Origin of the sequence: Metapseudomonas phytobenefica (genome assembly GCF_043392685.1) — a bacterium.
Classification (GTDB): domain Bacteria; phylum Pseudomonadota; class Gammaproteobacteria; order Pseudomonadales; family Pseudomonadaceae; genus Metapseudomonas.
Map to the genome: position 1 here is coordinate 146,485 of NZ_JBHZGM010000008.1, position 19,656 is coordinate 166,140.

Consider the following 19,656-nt stretch of genomic DNA (forward strand, 5'->3'; position numbering starts at 1 on the left):
GCTGCGGGCTGCAGGCGACAGGCAGAGTTCGGCCTGTACCTGTAGCCTGCGGCCTGCAGCCTGAGGCCTGATTATGAGCTGTGACTTCCTCGCCCTTGCCCAACCGGGCGTGCAGAAACTTTCGCCCTACGTGCCCGGCAAGCCGGTGGACGAACTGGCCCGCGAGCTGAACCTCGACCCGGCCGGCATCGTCAAGCTGGCCAGCAACGAGAACCCGCTCGGTCCGAGCCCCAAGGCCCTTGAAGCGATCCGCAACGAGCTCGCCGAACTGACGCGCTACCCGGACGGCAACGGCTTCGAGCTCAAGCGCCGCCTGGCCGAGCGCTGCGGCGTGACCCCGCCCCAGGTCACCCTGGGCAACGGTTCCAACGACATTCTCGACCTGGTTGCCCGTGCCTACCTGGCTCCCGGCCTGAACGCCGTATTCAGCCAGCACGCCTTCGCCGTGTACCCCATCGCCACCCAGGCCGTGGGCGCCACCGGCAAGGTGGTTCCGGCCAGGGACTTCGGCCATGACCTGCCGGCCATGCTGGCAGCCATCGACGCCAATACCCGCGTCGTGTTCATCGCCAACCCGAACAACCCCACCGGCACCTGGTTCGGCCCGGCCGCGCTGGAAGACTTCCTCGCCAAGGTCCCGGAAAACGTGCTGGTAGTGCTGGACGAGGCCTATATCGAGTACGCCGAGGGCGAAGAACTCCCCGACGGCCTCGACTATCTGGCCCGTTATCCGAACCTGCTGGTGTCCCGTACCTTCTCCAAGGCCTACGGCCTGGCGTCGCTGCGCGTGGGCTACGGCCTGTCCAGCGCCCAGGTGGCCGACGTGCTGAACCGCGTGCGCCAGCCCTTCAACGTCAACAGCCTGGCCCTGGCCGCCGCCTGCGCCGTTCTTGACGACGCCGAGTACCTGGCCGAAAGCCGCCGCGTCAACGATGCCGGCATGGCCCAGCTGGAAGAGGGCTTCCGCGCCCTGGGGCTGAGCTGGATTCCCTCCAAGGGCAACTTCATCGCCGTCGACTTCGGCCGCGACGCCGCACCGATCAACCAGGCCATGCTCGCCGAAGGCGTGATCCTGCGCCCGGTAGCCGGTTACGGCATGCCGACCTTCCTGCGTGTCTCCATCGGCCTGCCGGAGGAGAACGCCCGCTGCCTGGAGGCGCTGGCCAAGGTGCTCGGTCGTGGCTGATGTCATCACCGTGCACCAGGGCGCCCCTGTGTTCGGGCGCCTGGTGGTGATCGGCCTCGGCCTGATCGGCGGCTCCTTCGCCAAGGGGCTGCGCGAGAAGGGCCTGTTCGCCGAAGTGGTGGGCGTGGACAAGGATCACGAGTCCTGCCGCATCGCCGTCGAAACCGGTGTGGTCGACCGTTGCGAGAGCGACCTTGGAGCGGCCTGCCGCGGTGCCGAGGTGATCCAGTTGGCCGTCCCCATTCTCGCGATGGAAAGGCTCCTCGCCGAGCTCGCCACCCTTGACCTGGGCGACGCCGTGCTGACTGACGTCGGCAGCGCCAAGGGCAATGTCGTGCGCGCCGCGCGCCGGGTGTTCGATGGCATGCCGGCGCGTTTCGTGCCCGGCCATCCCATCGCCGGCTCGGAGAAGAGCGGCGTCGAGGCGGCCAACGCCAATCTGTTCCGCCGTCACAAGGTCATCCTCACCCCGGTGGAGAACACCGACCAGGCGGCCCTGAAAACGGTCGACCGGCTGTGGCGCGCCCTGGGTGCGGACGTGGAACACATGGAGGTCGAGCACCACGACGAAGTGCTCGCCGCCACCAGCCATCTGCCGCACCTGCTGGCGTTCGGCCTGGTCGACTCGCTGGCCAAGCGCAGCGAGAATCTGGAAATCTTCCGTTATGCCGCCGGTGGCTTCCGCGATTTCACGCGGATCGCCGGTAGCGACCCGGTCATGTGGCACGACATCTTCCTCGCCAACCGCGAGGCGGTGCTGCGCATACTGGACGCATTTCGCGCCGACCTCGACGCCCTGCGCGGCGCGGTCGACGCAGGGGACGGGCATGAATTGCTGGGCGTGTTCACCCGCGCCCGCTTCGCCCGCGAGCATTTCAGCAAAATCCTGGCCCGCAGGGCCTATGTGGACGCCATGCACAACAATGATCTGATTTACCTGGCGCAGCCGGGTGGCAAACTCGCCGGACGCATCCGCGTACCGGGCGACAAGTCCATTTCCCACCGTTCCATCATGCTCGGCTCCCTGGCTGAAGGCACCACCGAAGTCGAAGGCTTCCTCGAGGGCGAAGACGCCCTGGCGACCCTGCAAGCCTTCCGTGACATGGGCGTGGTCATCGAAGGGCCGCACCATGGCCGCGTCACCATCCACGGCGTCGGCCTGCACGGCCTGAAGCCGCCGCCCGGCCCGCTGTACCTCGGCAACTCCGGCACCTCCATGCGCCTGCTCAGCGGCCTGCTGGCGGCCCAGCCGTTCGACACCACCCTGACCGGCGACGCCTCCCTGTCCAAGCGTCCGATGAACCGCGTGGCCAAGCCCCTGCGCGAAATGGGCGCCGTGATCGAGACCGGTGCCGAAGGCCGTCCGCCGCTGACCATCCGCGGTGGTCAGCTCCTGACCGGCATGAACTACGAAATGCCCATGGCCAGCGCCCAGGTGAAATCCTGCCTGCTGCTCGCCGGCCTCTACGCTGCCGGTGAAACCTCCGTCTCCGAGCCGGCACCGACCCGCGATCACACCGAGCGCATGCTGCAAGGCTTCGGCTATCCGGTGAAGGTGGACGGCAACACCGCCACCGTGGAAAGCGGTCACAAGCTCAGCGCCTGCCGCATCGAAGTGCCGGCCGACATCTCCTCGGCAGCCTTCTTCCTGGTGGCCGCGAGCATCGCCGAAGGCTCCGAACTGGTGCTGGAACACGTCGGTATCAACCCGACCCGCACCGGCGTGATCGACATCCTCAAGCTGATGGGCGGCGACATCACCCTGGAAAACCAGCGTGAAGTAGGCGGCGAGCCGGTTGCCGACATCCGCGTACGTGCAGCCAAGCTGAAGGGCATCGATATCCCCGAAGACCTGGTTCCGCTGGCCATCGACGAATTCCCCGTGCTCTTCGTCGCCGCCGCCTGCGCCGAGGGCCGCACCGTGCTGCGCGGTGCCGAAGAACTGCGGGTGAAGGAATCCGACCGCATCCAGGTCATGGCCGATGGCCTGCAGGCCCTGGGCGTGAAGGCCGAGCCGACCCCGGATGGCATCGTCATCGAAGGCGGCCCCATGGGCGGCGGCGAAGTCTGGAGCCACGGCGACCACCGTATCGCCATGTCCTTCAGCGTGGCCTCGCTGCGCGCCAGTGCGCCGATCCGCATCCACGACTGCGCCAACGTCGCCACCTCCTTCCCGAACTTCCTCGGCCTGGCGACCCAGTGCGGCATCCGTGTCGCGGAAGAGGGCAAGGCATGAACACCAGCCTGCCCGTCATCGCCATCGACGGACCCAGCGGCTCCGGCAAGGGCACCGTCGCTGGCCGCCTGGCCAAGCGCCTGGGCTGGCACCTGCTGGACTCCGGTGCGCTGTACCGGCTGCTGGCCTTCGCCGCGCGCAACCACGGCGTCGACCTGACCAACGAGGAAGCCCTCAAGGTCCTGGCGGCGCACCTGGACGTGCAGTTCAACGCCAAGGCCGACGGTGGCCAGAGCATCGTGCTGGAAGGCGAAGACGTCACCGACGTGATCCGTTCCGAGCAGGTCGGCGCCGGCGCCTCCCAGGTCGCCGCGCTGCCCGCCGTGCGTGAAGCCCTGCTGCAACGCCAGCGGGCCTTCCTCGAAGCCCCCGGCCTGGTGGCCGATGGCCGCGACATGGGCACCGTGGTATTCCCCCAGGCGCAGCTGAAGATCTTCCTCACCGCCAGCGCCGAAGAGCGTGCCCGCCGCCGCTACCTGCAACTCAAGGGCAAGGGCATGGAAGCCGACCAGGCCGCCCTGCTGACGGAAATCCAGGAACGCGACGAGCGTGACAGCCAGCGCTCAGTCGCCCCGCTGAAGCCGGCTGCGGATGCCATCATCCTGGACTCCACCAGCCTCAGCATCGACGAAGTCCAGGACAAGATCCTCGAAGCCTTCGCCGCCCTCGGCCTGGACGACTGAAGTCCCGGCTCGATGAAAACGCCGCAGTCACTGACTGCGGCGTTTTTGTTTGGCTATGTCTGCTTCAGTTGAAGGGAGCGCCCTGGCCTGAGGCGTTCAGATCTCCGTGTACGCCTGATGCTTCCTTCTTCCCCGCCCCCGCTTTGGCGGGCGCGTGCTCCCTCACTGCTTGCGCAGGTCGATCGCCGGTACCTTCTGGCCGTCGAACAGTTCCACCGGATGGCGCGGCAGGATGGCCGGGCGGCCTTCCTTGTCGTGCTCGCCGACGATGCGGATGTCGTTGTACTTCTTCCCGGACAGGGCGGCGAGGCCGGCACGGTCGCGAACCACGGTCGGCCGCAGGAAGACCATCAGGTTGCGCTTCACGTGGGTGTCGCGGGTGGAGCGGAACAATCGGCCGAGGATCGGGATGTCGCCCAGCAGCGGTACCTTGGAGTCGGTCTGGGTGATGTCGTCCTGGATCAGGCCGCCCAGCACGATCACCTGGCCGTCCTCGGCGAGGATGGTGCTTTTGATCGAGCGCTTGTTGGTGATCAGGTCGACCGCCTGGGCGGTGAGGGTGGCGGTCGGAGCGATGGAGGAGATTTCCTGCTCGATTTCCAGGCGCAGGGTTGCGCCTTCGTTGATGTGTGGGGTCACCTTCAGGGTCACGCCGATGTCCTGGCGTTCGATGGTGGTGAAGGGGTTGTTGGCGCCGGAAGCGTCGGTGGTGAAGGTGCCGGTCTGGAAGGGCACGTTCTGGCCCACGAGGATCTCCGCCTTCTGGTTGTCCAGGGTCAGCAGGCTCGGGGTGGATAGCAGGTTGCTCCTGCTGTTCGCCGAGAGCGCGGTGATCAGTGCGGCGAAATGGTCGGTACCGATGCCGATGATGGCGCCGTCCGGCAGAGTGTCAGGAATTTCGTCGTCGCGGATGGCATTGAGCACGGTGCCGACCGACAGCCCGGTATTGCCGAAGTTGACCCCGCCCAGGCCGCCGGTGTTGCCGCGGGCGTCCACCGCCCACTGCACGCCGAGGGCTTCGGTGATATCGCCGGAAATCTCCACGATGGCCGCTTCCACCATCACCTGGGCGCGGGGCACGTCGAGCTGGCGGACGATGTCCTCCATGGCGGCGACTACATCCGGCTCGGCCAGCATCACCAGGGCGTTCAGGCTTTCGTCGGCGCGGATCAGGATGTTCTGCGGCTTGCCGCCGCCGACAGCGGCACCACTTTCGGCACCGCCTTCCCCGTTCACCAGGCCTTCGGAAATCTCGCCCAGGGTTTCAGCCAGGCTCTTGGCATCGTTGTGGCGCAGGCGGATCACGCGGGTATTGGCCGAGCGTGAGGTCGGCGTGTCCAGGGATTGTGCCAGGGCCGCCAGTTTCGCCCGGGCCGACGGCGGGCCGAGGATGATCAGGCGGTTAGTGCGGGCATCGGCGATCACCTGGGTGCCGGAAGCGCCCTTGGACTGGCCGCGGTTCAGCGAAGCATTGAGCACTTCGGCGGCGTCCATCACCCAGGCGTGCTTGAGGTTGAGGACGGTGTAGTCGCGGTCGCCCTTCTGGTCGAGCTGGCGCATCAGGTCTTCGATGCGGGCGATGTTGGCGGCGCGGTCGCTGATGATCAGGGCGTTGCTCGAGGTCACGGCGGCAAGGTGGCCGTACTGGGGGACCAGCGGTCGAATCAGCGGGATGAGCTCCGTCACCGGAGTGTGCTGCACCTGGATCACGCGGGTCTCCAGGCTTTTGGCGTCGGAGCGGGTGCTGCCGGCCTCGGCCTTGGCTTCGGCGTTGGGAATGATCCGCGCCTGGTCGCCCTGGGCGACCACGCTGAAGCCGTGGGTGGCCATTACCGAGAGGAACAGCTGATAGACCTCGTTGATCCCCAGTGGCGTTTTCGACACCACGCTGACCTGGCCCTTTACCCGCGGGTCGACGATGAAGGTCTCGCCGGTGATGTCGGCGATCTGGTCGATGAATTCGCGAATGTCGGCGTCCTTGAGGTTGATGGTCCAGGCATCCTGCTGGTGCTGCGCGCTGCCCGGCGCGGTGGTCGGCTGGGCCGCGTACAGGGGCAGGGGCGCGGCCAGCATTCCGGTGGCGATCAGGGCGAGCGTGAGGCGCGAGAGAGTCGGGGTCATCGTGTCATTCGCTTTCCTGGGGCGGTTCGGCGGAAGGTTCGGTGGCGGTGTTTTCCGGGTCTTCCATCTGTTGGCGCAGTTTCTCCATGCGCTCGCGCAATTCGGCGGCGTTGTCTTCCTGCAGGCCAGTGAGTTCGTCGATCACCGTGGCGGACGATTCGTCCGGGCTGGCACCGACGGCGGTGAAGCGTGAGCGCGGTTCGGGGAAACTGAGACTTTCCAGGCGCCCGTTGCGTTCGATCTCGACGTGAGCGCGATACACCGCATGCAGCCTGACGCCACCGGTAATTTCGTCGCCGGAGGTGAAGCGACGGGGTTTGTCGCCTTCGAACTGGATGATGGCCGTGGACTTGTCCGGCTGCTTATGGACGAAGCTGCCGAGCAGGGTCAGGCGCAGATTGGTGGTGGGCGGCGGGCCGCTTGGCTGGGCTATCGGGGCTGGACCGAACAATGGCTCGAGGTTCTGCAGCGGCTGGGCGGTGGCCAGTTGTGTGCCCTGCTGCTCCGGCGTGCGGGCGGGAGCCTGGACCAGGCGCAGCCATTCCCGGGTCTGCCAGGCAAAGCTGGCAGCCATGGCCAGGACCAGCAATGCGCCGACGAGGGCTGGCGCATGGCGTTGCAGCCAGTGCGCGGAATCCGGGGCTTGCAAGTGGGTCCAACTCCTAAGGCGGTATCGTTTTTCTGGTTTTTTGTTTTGGCAGAACCGCTTTGATCATAGCAGCGCCTTCGAGGGCAATGCTTGGCCGCACGGATGATGTTGCGACATGGTCGCTGTGCTAAAGATATCGGTGAATTTTTACGGCTTTAGGTGGCGTTGTTCACACCCATCATAAGAATCGGACAGCAGCGCTGCGCAATCGTCAGATTGCGCTGCAATACTCACTTTCGGACCCATCTGAAACAGGCACCCACGGATGAACCCACCTCTCGCTGAAGCCCCGCTGCGGCGGCTCCCATTCGGATTTGCCAAGCGGCACGGCGTGTTGTTGCTGGATGGGGTGGAGCCCTGCCTGGCCCATCGTCCCGGTGTCGAGCTGGTGGCCCTGGCCGAGGCGCGGCGTTTCGCCGGGCGCAGCCTGCCACTCAGGCCGCTGACCGGCGATGCCTTCGAACAGGCCCTGGCCCAGGCCTATCAGCATGATTCCTCCGCAGCCATGCAACTGGCCGAAGACCTCGGCGGCAGCCTGGACCTCGCCGCCCTGGCCGAGCAGATTCCGGAAACCGAGGACCTGCTGGAGCAGGAGGACGACGCGCCGATCATCCGCCTGATCAACGCCATCCTCGGCGAGGCGATCAAGGAGAACGCCTCGGATATCCATCTGGAAACCTTCGAGAAGCGCCTGGTGGTGCGTTTTCGCGTCGACGGCATTCTCCGCGAAGTGCTGGAGCCCAAGCGCGAACTGGCGGCCCTGCTGGTATCGCGGATCAAGGTGATGGCGCGGCTGGATATCGCCGAGAAGCGCATTCCCCAGGACGGACGCATTTCCCTGCGGGTGGCCGGACGTGAAGTGGACATCCGCGTCTCCACGCTGCCGTCGGCCAATGGCGAGCGCGTGGTGCTGCGTCTGCTGGACAAGCAGGCCGGGCGCCTGACCTTGCAGCACCTGGGCATGAGCGCGCGTGACCGCGAACTGCTGGAAGAAACGGTGCGCCGCCCCCACGGCATCCTGCTGGTCACCGGCCCCACCGGCTCGGGCAAGACCACCACCCTGTACGCCAGCCTGGTCACCCTCAACGACCGCACGCGCAACATCCTCACCGTCGAAGACCCGATCGAATACCACATCGAGGGCATCGGCCAGACCCAGGTCAACCCCAAGGTGGACATGACCTTCGCCCGCGGCCTGCGCGCCATCCTGCGCCAGGACCCGGACGTGGTGATGGTGGGCGAGATCCGCGACCAGGAGACTGCCGAGATCGCCGTGCAGGCCTCGCTGACCGGCCACCTGGTGCTTTCCACCCTGCACACCAACAGTGCCATTGGCGCCATCACCCGCCTGGTGGATATGGGCGTCGAGCCTTTCCTGCTTTCCTCTTCCCTGCTGGGCGTGCTGGCCCAGCGCCTGGTGCGGGTGCTCTGCCCCCACTGCAAGGAGGCCTATCAGCCGGATGCCGCCGAATGCCGGCTGCTCGGCGCGGAGGTGGACAGGGCGCCGCTCCTGCATCGCGCCCGTGGCTGCGCGGAATGCCATCAGCAGGGCTATCGGGGGCGGACCGGCATCTACGAACTGGTGGTGTTCGACGATCACATGCGCAGCCTGATCCACAGCGTCGCCTCCGAGCAGGAAATGATTCGCCACGCGCGGCAATCCAGCCCGAGCATCCGTGACGACGGCCGGCGCAAGGTATTGGAGGGCATCACCACGGTGGAAGAAGTGCTGCGGGTCACCCAGGAAGAGTAAATGGCCGCATTCGAATACCTCGCACTCGACGCCAGGGGCCGCCAGCAGAAGGGCGTGCTCGAAGCCGACAGCGCCCGCCAGGTGCGCCAGTTGCTGCGCGAGCGCCAGCTGGCACCGCTGGAAGTGCGCGCCACCCGCGTTCGCGAGCAGGCCGAGCGGGGCCGCTTCAGCCTTGCGCGGGGCCTGTCCGCCCGTGACCTGGCCCTGGTGACGCGGCAGCTCGCGACCCTGGTGCAGGCGGCGCTGCCCATTGAGGAGGCGCTGCGGGCGGCGGCTGCGCAATCCGGCAGTCCGCGTATCCAGTCGATGTTGCTGGCGGTGCGTGCGCGGGTGCTGGAAGGCCACAGCCTGGCGAGCAGCCTGCGGGAATTCCCTTCGGCCTTCCCCGAGCTCTATCGCGCCACGGTGGCCGCCGGCGAGCACGCCGGCCACCTGGGGCCGGTGCTGGAACAACTGGCCGATTACACCGAGCAACGCCAGCAGTCGCGCCAGAAGATCCAGCTGGCGCTGCTCTATCCGGTGATCCTGATGTGCGCGTCGTTGGCGATCGTCGCCTTCCTGCTGGGGTTCGTCGTGCCCGACGTGGTCAAGGTGTTCATCGACTCGGGGCAGACCCTGCCCCTGCTCACTCGTGGCCTGATCGCCCTGAGCGACCTGGTCAAGCACTGGGGCTGGCTGATGCTCCTGGTGCTGGGCATGGCCTTGGTCGGCGCGCGCTGGGCATTGCGCGATCCGAACCTGCGCCAGCGCTGGCATGCCCTGGTGTTGCGCATTCCCCTGGTGGGACGGCTGGTGCGTGCCACCGATACCGCGCGCTTCGCCTCCACCCTGGCGATCCTCACCCGCAGTGGCGTGCCGCTGGTGGAGGCCCTTGGCATCGGCGCCGAGGTGATCGCCAACCGGGTGATTCGCGCCCATGTGGTGGTGGCGGCGCAGAAAGTCCGTGAAGGCGGCAGCCTGACCCGCGCCCTGGAAGTCAGCGGCCAGTTTCCGCCGATGATGCTGCACATGATCGCCAGCGGCGAACGTTCCGGCGAACTGGATCAGATGCTCGCCCGCACCGCGCGCAACCAGGAAAACGACCTGGCCGCCAGCATCGCCTTGCTGGTCGGGCTTTTCGAACCGTTCATGCTGGTGGTCATGGGGGCGGTGGTGCTGATGATCGTCCTCGCCATCCTGCTGCCTATCCTTTCTCTCAACCAACTCGTGGGGTAATCGCGTGAATCTGCGCCGTAGTCAGTCGGGCTTTACGCTCATCGAAATCATGGTCGTGGTAGTCATCCTCGGCATCCTCGCCGCGCTGGTGGTGCCGCAGGTGATGAATCGGCCCGACCAGGCCAAGGTCACGGTGGCCAAGGGCGACATCAAGGCCATCGGCGCCGCCCTGGACATGTACAAGTTGGACAACTTCGCCTATCCCAGCACCCAGCAGGGCCTGGAAGCCCTGGTGAGCCGGCCGTCCGGCAACCCGCCGGCGAAGAACTGGAACAAGGACGGCTACCTGAAGAAACTGCCGGTGGACCCGTGGGGCAACCCGTACCAGTACCTGTCGCCGGGCAGCAAAGGTGCATACGACCTCTATTCGCTGGGGGCCGATGGCAAGGAAGGCGGTAGCGACAACGACGCCGACATCAGCAACTGGGACAACTGATGAGACGCGGGCGCCTGGGTGGCTCCAGCCGGATGTCCGGCGCCCCGGCATCCGCGGGTTTCACCCTGATCGAAATCCTCGTGGTGATGGTGGTCATCGCCTGCATGGCCGGTCTGGCGGTGGTCAGCGCCGGCGTCGCCGGTCCCGCCCGTGAACTCACCCATGAAGCCGATCGTCTCGCCGGGCTGATCGGCGTGCTCGCCGACGAGGCCGTGCTGGACAACCGCGAGTATGGCCTGCGTGTGGAGCGGGACCGCTACCAGGTCTTCTACTACGACGAGGCCAGCGCCCGCTGGCAGGCGCTGGCCGACGGTGCCCGCCAGTTGCCGGAGTGGGCCGAACTGGCCATCGAACTGGACGGCGAGTCCCTGGTGCTGCCGACGCCAGCCAAGGACGGGAAGCAGGGCAAGGATGCGAAGACGGCCCCGCCGGTGCCGCAACTGATCATTCTTTCCAGCGGCGAGATCAGCCCCTTCCGCCTGGAAGTGGGCGAGCGGCGCAGGGACGGCCTGCGCCTGCAGCTTTCCAGCGACGGATTCCGTCTGCCCCGTGTCGAGGCAGTGGCTGGCAGGGGGCGCACCGGATGAGAAGCAGCCGCGCGTTCACCCTGATCGAGGTGCTGGTGGCGCTGGCCATTTTCGCGGTGGTCGCCGCCAGCGTCCTCACCGCCAGCGCGCGCAGCCTGCAGATCGCTGCACGCCTGGAAGACAAGACCCTGGCGATGTGGATCGCCGACAACCGCCTGGCCGAGCTCCAGTTGCGTGAAACGCCACCCTCCAACGGCAAGGACAAGGGCGAGCTGGATTACGGCGGGCGCCGCTGGGAATGGCAAAGCGAAGTGGAAGGCACCAGTGACCCGGCCCTGCGCCGGGTCACCCTCTGGGTGGCACCACGCCCGACCCGGGGCGCCGGCGTTGGCAAGCTGGAGGATCGCGCCAGCGTACGCCTGGTGGGCTTTATCGGGAGCACGCCATGAAACGCGCGGCGGGCTTCACCTTGCTGGAGCTGCTGATCGCCATCGCCATCTTTGCGCTGCTGGCGATAGGCACCTGGCGAATGCTTGGCGCGGTTCTCGACTCCGACGAAGCGACACGGGTGCAGGAGCAGCAGTTGCGTGAGCTGGTGCGCGCGATCTCCGCTTTCGAGCGGGATATCCGCCAGGTGGTTTCCCGCCCCGTCCGCGATGCCTATGGCGAGTCCCGAGCTGCGCTACTGGGGGCGCGGGAAGGTGGCAACGACAACCTGGAGCTCACCCGCAATGGCTGGCGAAACCCGACCGGGATGCAGCGCTCGCGCCTGCAGAGGGTGCGTTGGCAGCTCTCCGGCGAGCGCCTGGAACGGCGCTACTGGACGGTGCTGGACCAGGCCCAGGACAGCCTGCCGCGCGTCCAGAACGCGCTGGATGGGGTCACCTCGATGAAATTGCGCTACATGGACGACAGTGGCGACTGGCAGAACAGCTGGCCGCCGGCCGGCCTGCCGGAGGATGAAGGTCTGGACCGCCTGCCACGCGCCCTGGAACTGACCCTGGAGCACCGCCGCTATGGTGAGCTGCGCCGGGTGCTGCGCCTGGTGGAAACCCCGCCGAGGCAGCTGCAGCAGGCCGGAGGCAGCCAGCCGGACGAGGAGCAGCAGAATCCGCAGAACCCGCAGGGCAGCCAGCAAGGTGGCAACCAGGAGCAGCCGCAATGAAGCGCCAGGCGGGCGTCGCCTTGCTCACCGTGCTGCTGGTGGTCGCGGTGGTCACAGTGGTTTGCGCCGGCCTGATCGCCCGCACCCAGTTGTCCATCCGTTCCAGCGGCAATGAACTGCACAGCCGCCAGGCGGCCCAGTACGCCCTCGGCGGCGAGGCCCTGGCCGAAGCCATTCTCGTGCGCGACCTGCGCCAGGGCGATCCACGGACACCGGTGGATCACCTGGGCGAGGCCTGGGCGCTGCCCCTCACCACCTTCAAGCTGGATGACGGCGGCTCGCTCAGCGTGCGCATCGAAGACCCGAGCGGCCGCTTCAACCTCAACAGCCTGGTGCGGGACGGCCAGCTCAACGAGCGCAGCATTCGCCAGTTTCGTCGCCTGCTGCAGCGCCTGGAAATCGAGGCTCCCTACACCGAGCGGCTGGTGGACTGGCTCGACCCTGACCAGGAGCCCTTCGGCCCCAATGGCGCTGAAGACAACCAGTACCTGCTGTTGCAGCCGCCCTATCGTGCGGCCAATCACGCCATGGGCGATGTGTCCGAGCTGCGCCTGGTGCTAGGCATGACGGAGCAGGACTACCGCAAGCTGCTGCCTTACGTCACCGTGCTGCCGCCGAACGCACCGCTCAACGTCAACACCGCCAACGCGCTGGTGCTGTCCACCCTGGCCGACAACCTCGACGCCGCCAGCGGCGGATTGCTGATGGCAGCGCGGGGCACCACGGGCTTTCGCAGCCTGGATGCCTTCCTCGGTCAACCGGCACTGGCCGGGATGGGGCTGGAGGCTCAGGGACTGGCGGTGGGCAGTCAGTATTTCAACGTGATCAGCGAGGTTCGCCTCGCCGGTCGCCGCCAGGTTCTGGTCAGTACCCTGCAGCGCGGCAGCGACGGCAAGGTACGGGTTCTCTCTCGCGATCTCGGGCAGGGCGGATTGCCGCCGGCGCCCGTCAAGGAGCCGCAGTCATGACACAGGCTTGTATCTTCCTCCCGGTGGCCGCCTGTACCCAGCTGGACACCGAACTGGAAGTGCTGCTCTGGCAAGGAGGCACGGGCCGTCGCCTGCCATTGGCCAGGGCGCTGGAAGAGGTGGCGCCGCCCTGGCGCCTGATCCTGCCGGTGGAGGCGGTGACCTGTTGCGCGGTCCGCCTGCCTACCCGCAAGGGCCGCTGGTTACGCCAGGCATTGCCTTACGCGGTGGAGGAGCTGCTGGCCGATGAGGTGGAAAGCTTCCACCTCGGGCTGGGTGGAGCCTTGGCCGATGGCCGGCACCGGGTGTTCGCGGTGCGTCGAGCCTGGCTGGCAGGCTGGATGGACCTGGCCGGCAAGCTCGGCCCGGCGCCTGTGGCCATCCATGTCGATGCCGACCTGCTGCCGGAACAGGGCACCCAGTTGCTCTGGCTGGATCAGCGCTGGCTGCTGGGCGGTGAAGGCGGCGCCCGGCTCGCTTTCGCGGAAGCCGACTGGCCCGTCCTGAAGGACGCCTGCGTTGCGCCCCGCAGCGGCCATGCACCCGCTGACCGCCAGGTACTGGATGGCGTCGACGAGTGGCGCGATGAAGGCGATGCCCATGGCTGGCTGGCGGCGCAGAAGGGCTGCGACCTGGCCCAGGGAGAATTCACCCTGGTGGAGGAACGCCAGCGCTGGTCGCGCTGGAAGCCACTGCTGGGGCTGGTGGGTTTGTGGCTGTTGCTGCAGTGGGGCTTCAACCTGGTCCAGGCCTGGCAACTGCAGCGTCAGGGCGACACTTACGCGGCTGCCAACGAAAGCCTCTATCGCGAGCTGTTTCCCCAGGACAGCAAGCTGGTGAACCTGCGGGCCCAGTTCGACCAGCACCTGGCCGAGGGCTCTACCTCGGGTCAGGGCCGTCTGCTGGCACTGCTCGGCCAGGCGGCCCAGGCGCTGATCAGCGAAGGCGCGCAGGTGAGGGTGCAGCAACTGGATTTCAGCGAGACACGGGGCGACCTCGCGTTGCAGGTACAGGCACCGGGTTTCGATGCTCTGGAGCGCCTGCGCGAGCGCCTGATCGGCAGCGGGCTTTCCGTACAGATGGGTTCGGCCAGCCGTGACGACAGCGGCGTCAGCGCGCGCCTGGTGATAGGAGGATGAAGATGCTCGATGCAATCAAGGCGCCCCTGCAGACGCAGTGGCAGGCTTCGTCCCTCGGTGTTCGCTGGCGCGCGCTGCCGGCCAGGGACCGCACGGCGTTGCTGGGGCTCGGCCTGTTCCTTGGCCTGGTCCTGCTCTATCTGTTGCTCTGGTTGCCGGCCGAGCGCCGTCTGGCCAGCGCCCGCGAGTACTTCGAGGCCCAGCGCAGCCTGCATGCCTATCTGCAGCAGCGTGCTCCCGAGGCGCGATCGCTTCAGAGCCAGCCGCGGAGCCAGGTGGACCCGGAGCGCCTGCAGGGGCTGGTGACCGCCAGCGCCGCCGAACAGGGGCTGGCCGTCGAGCGTGTCGACAGCGATGCGCCCGGCTCGGTGCAGGTGAGCCTGCAGCCTGCCGCGTTTCCCGGCCTCCTGCGCTGGTTCGGCGTGCTGGAAGGGCAGGGGGTTCGCATCGACGAAGCCGGGCTGGACCGTAATGAAGATGGCCGCGTCGCTGCGCGTGTATCGCTGAAGGTAGGGAGCTGATTGCGCCCCGGCATCGTGCATGTGCACCGTCCTGGTGCGCGTTGCGCTGTGAGGAACAGGGTCAAGAGGCGCGCCTTCAGAAAAAATCCATACAGGGTGTTGACTTAGCGAAGCCCTCTGCGTAAATTGCGCGCCTCGCAAGGCGATGGGTGATTAGCTCAGCCGGGAGAGCATCTGCCTTACAAGCAGAGGGTCGGCGGTTCGATCCCGTCATCACCCACCATTCCTTGTGAATTTCGGACGCAAGTCCGGCCGACGCGCAGCGGTAGTTCAGTCGGTTAGAATACCGGCCTGTCACGCCGGGGGTCGCGGGTTCGAGTCCCGTCCGCTGCGCCATATTTCCCATGTTCGAGTCGCTCGGACATGAGGCGGCAAGGTCCACAGGGCCGGGTCGCCAGACGATGCAAAGGTTTCACCGGACGCAAGTCCAGCCGACACGCAGCGGTAGTTCAGTCGGTTAGAATACCGGCCTGTCACGCCGGGGGTCGCGGGTTCGAGTCCCGTCCGCTGCGCCATATAGAGAAGCCCTCAGGTAGCGATACCTGGGGGCTTTTTCTTTTCTCTCTTGCGCATTTTTCGATTCTGCTCCCCAGAAGTCATTTTCCGGTCACCTGGGATGGTTACCTTCCTTGCACGGGTTTTGTTTCCTTGAACCCTGTCGAAACCGGGAGGAGCGCGCGATGGACGACTACCAGGAAGAAATTCTCGATTTTCACGCTGGCGAGCAGGACCCGCTGGAGCCGGCGGACGACGCCACCGAAATGTGATCAGCCTGCTTGGCGCTGGGCGCGGCGGAACTCGCCCGGCGTGCTGCCGCTCCAGCGCTTGAAGGCACGTTGGAAGGCTTCCGCTGAGGCAAAACCGAGCAGGTAGGCGATTTCGCCGAAGGCCAGTTCGGTGTCGCGGATGTAAGCCATGGCCAGGTCGCGGCGGGTTTCATTGAGGATGGCGCGGTATTGGGTGCCTTCCTCGGCCAGCTTGCGGCGCAGGGTCCAGCTGGGCATCTGCAGGCGCGCCGCCACTTCTTCCAGATCGGGTTCCCGTCCGTGCAGCAGCGGCCCCAGCAACTGGGTGATGCGCTCGCGCAGGCTGCGGGTGCGGGTCAGCTGCAGCAGCTCCCTTTCGCAGATATCCAGCAATTGCCGCCAGGTGCCGGGGCAGTGTTCGCGGCCGCGCAGCGCCAGGGTGTCCTGGGACAGGCGCAACTGATTGGCGCCCGCCTCGAACTCCACCGGACATCCGAAATGCTCGGCATAGCGCTCGGCATAGTCCGGCGCGGCGAATTCGATTTCGACTTTCTCGACGCGGATGCCAGTGCCGGCCAACTGGCTCAGATGGCTCTGCCAGCCCGCCAGAACCGAGTCCACCACGAAGCGGTTATAGGCGTTGTACGGGCTGATGGAATAGAAACGCAGCCAGGCGCCCTTGCGGTCTTCGTGGAAGCTGGACTGGCCTCGGTAGTTGCTGGCGTAGAGTCGTTCGAAACGGGTCAGGGCGCGGGCGGCTTCCCGCAGATTGGGCGCCTGCTCCGCGCAGACGCCGGTCAGGCCCAGGTGGCCGAGGCGGCTGAGGCGACCCATGGCCAGGCCCAGGGCAGGGTCGCCGCAGAGCTGGATGGCGGCATGGCCAAGGCGCATGTAGCGCGGGATCGACAGGCGTCCGTGGGGATCGGCGAAGCGCGCGGCATCCAGGCCGAAGCGTTCCAGCAGTTCCGTCGGGGACTGGCCGGCCTGCTCCAGGGCCGCGGCCAGACTGTGGACGAAGTTGACCGAAAGATCGCCCAGCTTCACCCGTTGCGTTTTCATCGGGCACCCAGCCAGGCATTCAGCAGATGGCTGCCCGGCGCCTGGCTGGCCTGCGCGGCGCCCGTTGGGGTCAGCACGCTGCCGGTCGGCGCGTTGTGCAGGGGCCAGAGCCGGCCACGGAGGAAGAGCGTTTCGCTGGCGCTGGTCTGGCCGTCGCTCAGGGTGACCTCGCTCTGCGGATAGCCCGAAGCCCAGCTGCGGGTAATGGTTACCTGGCCGCTGGCGGTCTGCAGCTCCTGGCGCGATTCGTGGCGGGTGCTCTGTGGCCAGGGCTGGCTGAAGGGCTCGCCGAGCAGGCTGCCGTCCGGGGAGAAGGCCAGGGCCAGGTTGTAGAGGCCGCCGTGGCCGCTGCGCAGTTTGCCTTCCTTGAAGTAGGGCGAAGGCAGGAGGATGGAGCCGGCGAGGAGGGTGACCCGATATTCGCCGGCCAGGCGGCTGAACAGCTTCTGGTAGTCCCGCGCCATGCGTCGGGCCTTGGCGCGCAGCAGGGCTTCCTCCAGGTCCTGGCCCTGGAGGTACAGGCGGCCGAGCAGGGTCGGGTGGCTGAGGGTGAGCAGCCGGCTGCCTTCGGCGAAGGTGCGGGCCTGATAGAGGTTGTGCTTTTCGTCCCGCAGCAGCAGCCAGGTGCCGATGTGGTCCGGCAGGGCGACCACGGTCCGTTCGTTGAGCAGGCCCCGGGCGCGGGCCTGGTCGAGGGCCGCCACGAGCTTCATGCGCAACAGGTCGGGGTCGCGGTAGTCGCTGGGGTAGAGCTCCGGGCGGATCACCAGCAGGTTGCCGCTCGCGCTGGCCGCACCGACATCGCTGGCCAGGCTGGCGCGCAGATCGGACAGGTAGTGGATGCGCGGGCGTTCGCCGGTCCATACCGCATAGGCGGTCAGGCAGCTCACCAGGATGGCGGCGATCAGGGGCGTCAGCAGTTTGCGCATGGAATGTCCGGGGCGTGGGAATGCCGATCAGGGTAGGGGACGCACTGCCGATTGCCAAGGGTCGCTGTCATTTTCGATCAGTAACTTGTCAATTCCGATCATTGAGCGGGCGGGGGCGGCTCTTTATCGTCTGCCCCATAACCGACTCCTGCCCGCAGAGGCCAGGGGCACTTTCGTGAATAGCACCGCCTGTTGTGGAGGAACCATGACCGCCACCCGTTACCCGCACCTGCTCGCGCCCCTCGATCTGGGCTTCACCACCCTGCGCAACCGCACCCTGATGGGCTCCATGCACACCGGCCTGGAAGAGAAGCCCCACGGTTTCGAGCGTATGGCGGCCTATTTCGCCGAGCGCGCCCGTGGCGGCGTCGGCCTGATGGTGACCGGCGGCATCGGCCCGAACGCCGAAGGCAGCGTCTATGCCGGCGCGGCCAAGCTGACCACCGAGGAAGAGGCCGAGAAGCACAGGATCGTCACCCGTGCGGTGCACGAGGCGGGCGGCAAGATCTGCATGCAGATCCTCCACGCCGGCCGTTATGCCTACAACCCCAAGCAGGTCGCGCCGTCGGCCATCCAGGCGCCGATCAACCCGTTCAAGCCGAACGAGCTGGACGAAGAGGGCATCGAAAAGCAGATCCGGGATTTCGTCACCTGTTCCATGCTGGCGCAGAAGGCCGAGTACGACGGCGTCGAGATCATGGGTTCCGAGGGTTACTTCATCAACCAGTTCCTCGCCGCCCACACCAACCAGCGTACCGACCGCTGGGGTGGCAGCTTTGATAACCGCATGCGCCTGCCGGTGGAGATCGTCCGCCGTGTGCGCGAGGCCGTGGGCCCGAACTTCATCATCATCTTCCGTCTGTCGATGCTCGACCTGGTGGAAGGCGGCAGCACCTGGGACGAGATCGTCACCCTGGCCAAGGCCATCGAAGCGGCAGGTGCGACCCTCATCAACACCGGCATCGGCTGGCACGAGGCGCGCATCCCGACCATCGCCACCAAGGTGCCGCGTGCGGCCTTCACCAAGGTCACTGCCAAGCTCAAGGGCGAGGTGAAGATTCCGCTGATCACCACCAACCGCATCAATACCCCGGAAGTGGCCGAGCAGGTCCTGGCCGAAGGCGACGCCGACATGGTGTCCATGGCCCGTCCGTTCCTCGCCGACCCGGACTTCGTCAACAAGGCCGCTGAAGGCCGCGCCGACGAGATCAACACCTGCATCGGTTGCAACCAGGCCTGCCTGGACCACACCTTCGGCGGCAAGCTGACCACCTGCCTGGTGAACCCGCGCGCCTGCCATGAAACCGAACTGAACTACATCCCGGTCACCCAGGCGAAGAAGATCGCCGTGGTCGGTGCCGGCCCGGCGGGTCTCGCCGCGGCCACCGTCGCCGCCGAGCGTGGCCACAGCGTGACCCTGTTCGACGCCGCCGGCGAGATCGGCGGCCAGTTCAACGTGGCCAAGCGCGTGCCGGGCAAGGAGGAGTTCTTCGAGACCTTGCGCTACTTCAAGCGCAAGCTGGAAACCACCGGTGTCGATCTGCGCCTGAACACCCGTGCCTCGGTCGAGGACCTGGCCGGGGGCGGCTACGACGAAATCATCCTGGCCACCGGCATCCGCCCGCGGACTCCGGAGATTCCCGGCATCGACCACCCGAAGGTGATCGGCTACCTGGACGCCATCCTCGAGCGCAAGCCGGTCGGGCAGAAGGTGGCGGTGATCGGCGCCGGCGGCATCGGTTTCGACGTGTCCGAGTTCATCACTCACAAGGGTGAATCCACCAGCCTCTCCCGCGAAGCCTTCTGGAAGGAGTGGGGCATCGACGACGCCCTGGAGGCCCGTGGCGGTATCGCCGGGATCAAGGCCCAGCCCCATGCGCCGGCGCGCCAGGTGTTCCTGCTGCAGCGCAAGAAGAGCAAGGTGGGCGACGGCCTGGGCAAGACCACCGGCTGGATCCACCGCACCGGCCTGAAGAACAGGCAGGTACAGATGCTCAACGCCGTGGAATACCTCAAGGTGGACGACGCCGGCCTGCACATCCGTGTGGCCGAGGGCGAACCCCAGGTGCTGCCGGTGGATACCGTGATCGTCTGCGCCGGCCAGGACCCGCTGCGCGATCTGCACGAGGGCCTGGTAGCGGCCGGCCAGAGCGTGCACCTGATCGGTGGTGCCGACGTCGCGGCCGAACTGGACGCCAAGCGCGCCATCAACCAAGGCTCGCGCCTCGCCGCCGAGCTCTGAAAGCCAGAACAGGATTTGCTGCGCGTCGGTTCTGCTTTGTTGAAAATCGCCTCGGAATGCTCATTTAGCATCCGTAAACTG

General features: G+C 66.8%; 17 protein-coding genes and 3 tRNA genes. 16 read left to right on the forward strand and 4 right to left on the reverse strand.

Annotated elements, in window-relative coordinates; translation table 11 throughout:
• Positions 1-73 precede the first annotated feature (73 nt).
• Genes hisC through cmk form a run of 3 tightly spaced genes read left to right on the forward strand, consistent with a single transcriptional unit; the run spans position 74 to position 4,105 of the window.
• Positions 74-1,186, forward strand: a complete 1,113-nt coding sequence (hisC, locus tag ACFW0B_RS09665; RefSeq protein ID WP_449147691.1) for a histidinol-phosphate transaminase — start codon at positions 74-76, stop codon at positions 1,184-1,186.
• A complete protein-coding gene (locus ACFW0B_RS09670; protein ID WP_449147692.1) occupies positions 1,179-3,422 on the forward strand; it encodes a bifunctional prephenate dehydrogenase/3-phosphoshikimate 1-carboxyvinyltransferase in 2,244 nt (747 codons plus the stop codon). Before hisC ends, ACFW0B_RS09670 begins: the two co-directional genes overlap by 8 nt.
• Entirely contained in the window at positions 3,419-4,105 is a 687-nt protein-coding gene (gene cmk, locus ACFW0B_RS09675) for a (d)CMP kinase (RefSeq protein WP_449147693.1), read from the forward strand. Before ACFW0B_RS09670 ends, cmk begins: the two co-directional genes overlap by 4 nt.
• Before the next feature lie 162 nt (positions 4,106-4,267).
• On the opposite strand, the gene gspD is transcribed toward cmk, so the two are convergent.
• Together gspD and ACFW0B_RS09685 are read right to left on the reverse strand one after the other, a co-directional pair.
• A complete protein-coding gene (gene gspD / locus ACFW0B_RS09680; RefSeq protein ID WP_459251698.1) occupies positions 4,268-6,226 on the reverse strand; it encodes a type II secretion system secretin GspD in 1,959 nt (652 codons plus the stop codon).
• Positions 6,227-6,230: 4 nt separating this feature from the next.
• On the reverse strand, positions 6,231-6,875 hold the full coding sequence (locus ACFW0B_RS09685) for a type II secretion system protein N (protein ID WP_449147694.1): 645 nt from the start codon (positions 6,873-6,875) through the stop codon (positions 6,231-6,233).
• Between the two features lie 265 nt (positions 6,876-7,140).
• Between ACFW0B_RS09685 and gspE the strand changes: the two genes are divergently transcribed.
• From gspE to ACFW0B_RS09745, 12 genes are all read left to right on the forward strand, one after another.
• Positions 7,141-8,628 (forward strand): type II secretion system ATPase GspE, encoded by a 1,488-nt coding sequence (gspE, locus tag ACFW0B_RS09690; RefSeq protein WP_449147695.1) that lies wholly within the window; start codon positions 7,141-7,143, stop codon positions 8,626-8,628.
• Complete coding sequence (xcpS, locus tag ACFW0B_RS09695; RefSeq protein WP_449147696.1) at positions 8,629-9,843, forward strand: GspF family T2SS innner membrane protein variant XcpS; 1,215 nt, start codon at positions 8,629-8,631, stop codon at positions 9,841-9,843.
• 49 nt (positions 9,844-9,892) lie between these two features.
• The gene (gene gspG, locus ACFW0B_RS09700; protein WP_449147723.1) at positions 9,893-10,279 is read left to right on the forward strand and encodes a type II secretion system major pseudopilin GspG; all 387 of its coding nucleotides are present in this window, start codon (positions 9,893-9,895) and stop codon (positions 10,277-10,279) included.
• A 32-nt stretch (positions 10,280-10,311) separates the two neighbouring features.
• The gene (gspH, locus tag ACFW0B_RS09705) at positions 10,312-10,866 is read left to right on the forward strand and encodes a type II secretion system minor pseudopilin GspH (protein ID WP_449147724.1); all 555 of its coding nucleotides are present in this window, start codon (positions 10,312-10,314) and stop codon (positions 10,864-10,866) included.
• The gene (gene gspI, locus ACFW0B_RS09710) at positions 10,863-11,255 is read left to right on the forward strand and encodes a type II secretion system minor pseudopilin GspI (protein WP_449147697.1); all 393 of its coding nucleotides are present in this window, start codon (positions 10,863-10,865) and stop codon (positions 11,253-11,255) included. The genes gspH and gspI overlap by 4 nt, the downstream gene beginning before the upstream one ends.
• On the forward strand, positions 11,252-11,971 hold the full coding sequence (gspJ, locus tag ACFW0B_RS09715) for a type II secretion system minor pseudopilin GspJ (RefSeq protein WP_449147698.1): 720 nt from the start codon (positions 11,252-11,254) through the stop codon (positions 11,969-11,971). Before gspI ends, gspJ begins: the two co-directional genes overlap by 4 nt.
• Positions 11,968-12,939, forward strand: coding sequence for a type II secretion system minor pseudopilin GspK (gene gspK, locus ACFW0B_RS09720; protein WP_449147699.1), 972 nt, complete (start codon positions 11,968-11,970; stop codon positions 12,937-12,939). The genes gspJ and gspK overlap by 4 nt, the downstream gene beginning before the upstream one ends.
• On the forward strand, positions 12,936-14,078 hold the full coding sequence (gspL, locus tag ACFW0B_RS09725) for a type II secretion system protein GspL (RefSeq protein WP_449147700.1): 1,143 nt from the start codon (positions 12,936-12,938) through the stop codon (positions 14,076-14,078). Before gspK ends, gspL begins: the two co-directional genes overlap by 4 nt.
• 2 nt (positions 14,079-14,080) lie before the next feature.
• On the forward strand, positions 14,081-14,599 hold the full coding sequence (locus ACFW0B_RS09730; RefSeq protein ID WP_449147701.1) for a type II secretion system protein M: 519 nt from the start codon (positions 14,081-14,083) through the stop codon (positions 14,597-14,599).
• Between the two features lie 147 nt (positions 14,600-14,746).
• A tRNA-Val gene (locus ACFW0B_RS09735) sits at positions 14,747-14,822 on the forward strand.
• A 36-nt stretch (positions 14,823-14,858) separates the two neighbouring features.
• A tRNA-Asp gene (locus tag ACFW0B_RS09740) sits at positions 14,859-14,935 on the forward strand.
• Between the two features lie 102 nt (positions 14,936-15,037).
• Positions 15,038-15,114: transfer RNA gene (locus ACFW0B_RS09745), tRNA-Asp, on the forward strand.
• A 252-nt stretch (positions 15,115-15,366) separates the two neighbouring features.
• On the opposite strand, the gene ACFW0B_RS09750 is transcribed toward ACFW0B_RS09745, so the two are convergent.
• Positions 15,367-16,404 carry an AraC family transcriptional regulator gene (locus tag ACFW0B_RS09750; protein WP_449147702.1) on the reverse strand — a complete coding sequence of 346 codons (1,038 nt, stop codon included), beginning with the start codon at positions 16,402-16,404 and terminating at the stop codon, positions 15,367-15,369.
• Complete coding sequence (locus ACFW0B_RS09755) at positions 16,401-17,333, reverse strand: carbon-nitrogen hydrolase family protein (RefSeq protein WP_449147703.1); 933 nt, start codon at positions 17,331-17,333, stop codon at positions 16,401-16,403. Before ACFW0B_RS09755 ends, ACFW0B_RS09750 begins: the two co-directional genes overlap by 4 nt.
• Before the next feature lie 205 nt (positions 17,334-17,538).
• Here ACFW0B_RS09755 and ACFW0B_RS09760 point away from each other — a divergent pair, with 205 nt between their 5' ends.
• Positions 17,539-19,575 (forward strand): oxidoreductase, encoded by a 2,037-nt coding sequence (locus ACFW0B_RS09760; protein ID WP_449147704.1) that lies wholly within the window; start codon positions 17,539-17,541, stop codon positions 19,573-19,575.
• The last annotated feature ends 81 nt before the right edge of the window (positions 19,576-19,656 follow it).

Bases quoted from the DNA above. Each gene is read 5' to 3' on its own strand.
- hisC (WP_449147691.1), top strand. From the start codon at position 74: ATGAGCTGTGACTTCCTCGCCCTTGCCCAACCGGGCGTGCAGAAACTT.
- cmk (WP_449147693.1), top strand. From the start codon at position 3,419: ATGAACACCAGCCTGCCCGTCATCGCCATCGACGGACCCAGCGGCTCC.
- gspD (WP_459251698.1), bottom strand. From the start codon at position 6,226: ATGACCCCGACTCTCTCGCGCCTCACGCTCGCCCTGATCGCCACCGGA.
- gspE (WP_449147695.1), top strand. From the start codon at position 7,141: ATGAACCCACCTCTCGCTGAAGCCCCGCTGCGGCGGCTCCCATTCGGA.
- xcpS (WP_449147696.1), top strand. From the start codon at position 8,629: ATGGCCGCATTCGAATACCTCGCACTCGACGCCAGGGGCCGCCAGCAG.
- gspG (WP_449147723.1), top strand. From the start codon at position 9,893: ATGGTCGTGGTAGTCATCCTCGGCATCCTCGCCGCGCTGGTGGTGCCG.
- gspH (WP_449147724.1), top strand. From the start codon at position 10,312: ATGTCCGGCGCCCCGGCATCCGCGGGTTTCACCCTGATCGAAATCCTC.
- gspI (WP_449147697.1), top strand. From the start codon at position 10,863: ATGAGAAGCAGCCGCGCGTTCACCCTGATCGAGGTGCTGGTGGCGCTG.
- gspJ (WP_449147698.1), top strand. From the start codon at position 11,252: ATGAAACGCGCGGCGGGCTTCACCTTGCTGGAGCTGCTGATCGCCATC.
- gspK (WP_449147699.1), top strand. From the start codon at position 11,968: ATGAAGCGCCAGGCGGGCGTCGCCTTGCTCACCGTGCTGCTGGTGGTC.
- gspL (WP_449147700.1), top strand. From the start codon at position 12,936: ATGACACAGGCTTGTATCTTCCTCCCGGTGGCCGCCTGTACCCAGCTG.
- ACFW0B_RS09730 (WP_449147701.1), top strand. From the start codon at position 14,081: ATGCTCGATGCAATCAAGGCGCCCCTGCAGACGCAGTGGCAGGCTTCG.
- ACFW0B_RS09750 (WP_449147702.1), bottom strand. From the start codon at position 16,404: ATGAAAACGCAACGGGTGAAGCTGGGCGATCTTTCGGTCAACTTCGTC.
- ACFW0B_RS09755 (WP_449147703.1), bottom strand. From the start codon at position 17,333: ATGCGCAAACTGCTGACGCCCCTGATCGCCGCCATCCTGGTGAGCTGC.
- ACFW0B_RS09760 (WP_449147704.1), top strand. From the start codon at position 17,539: ATGACCGCCACCCGTTACCCGCACCTGCTCGCGCCCCTCGATCTGGGC.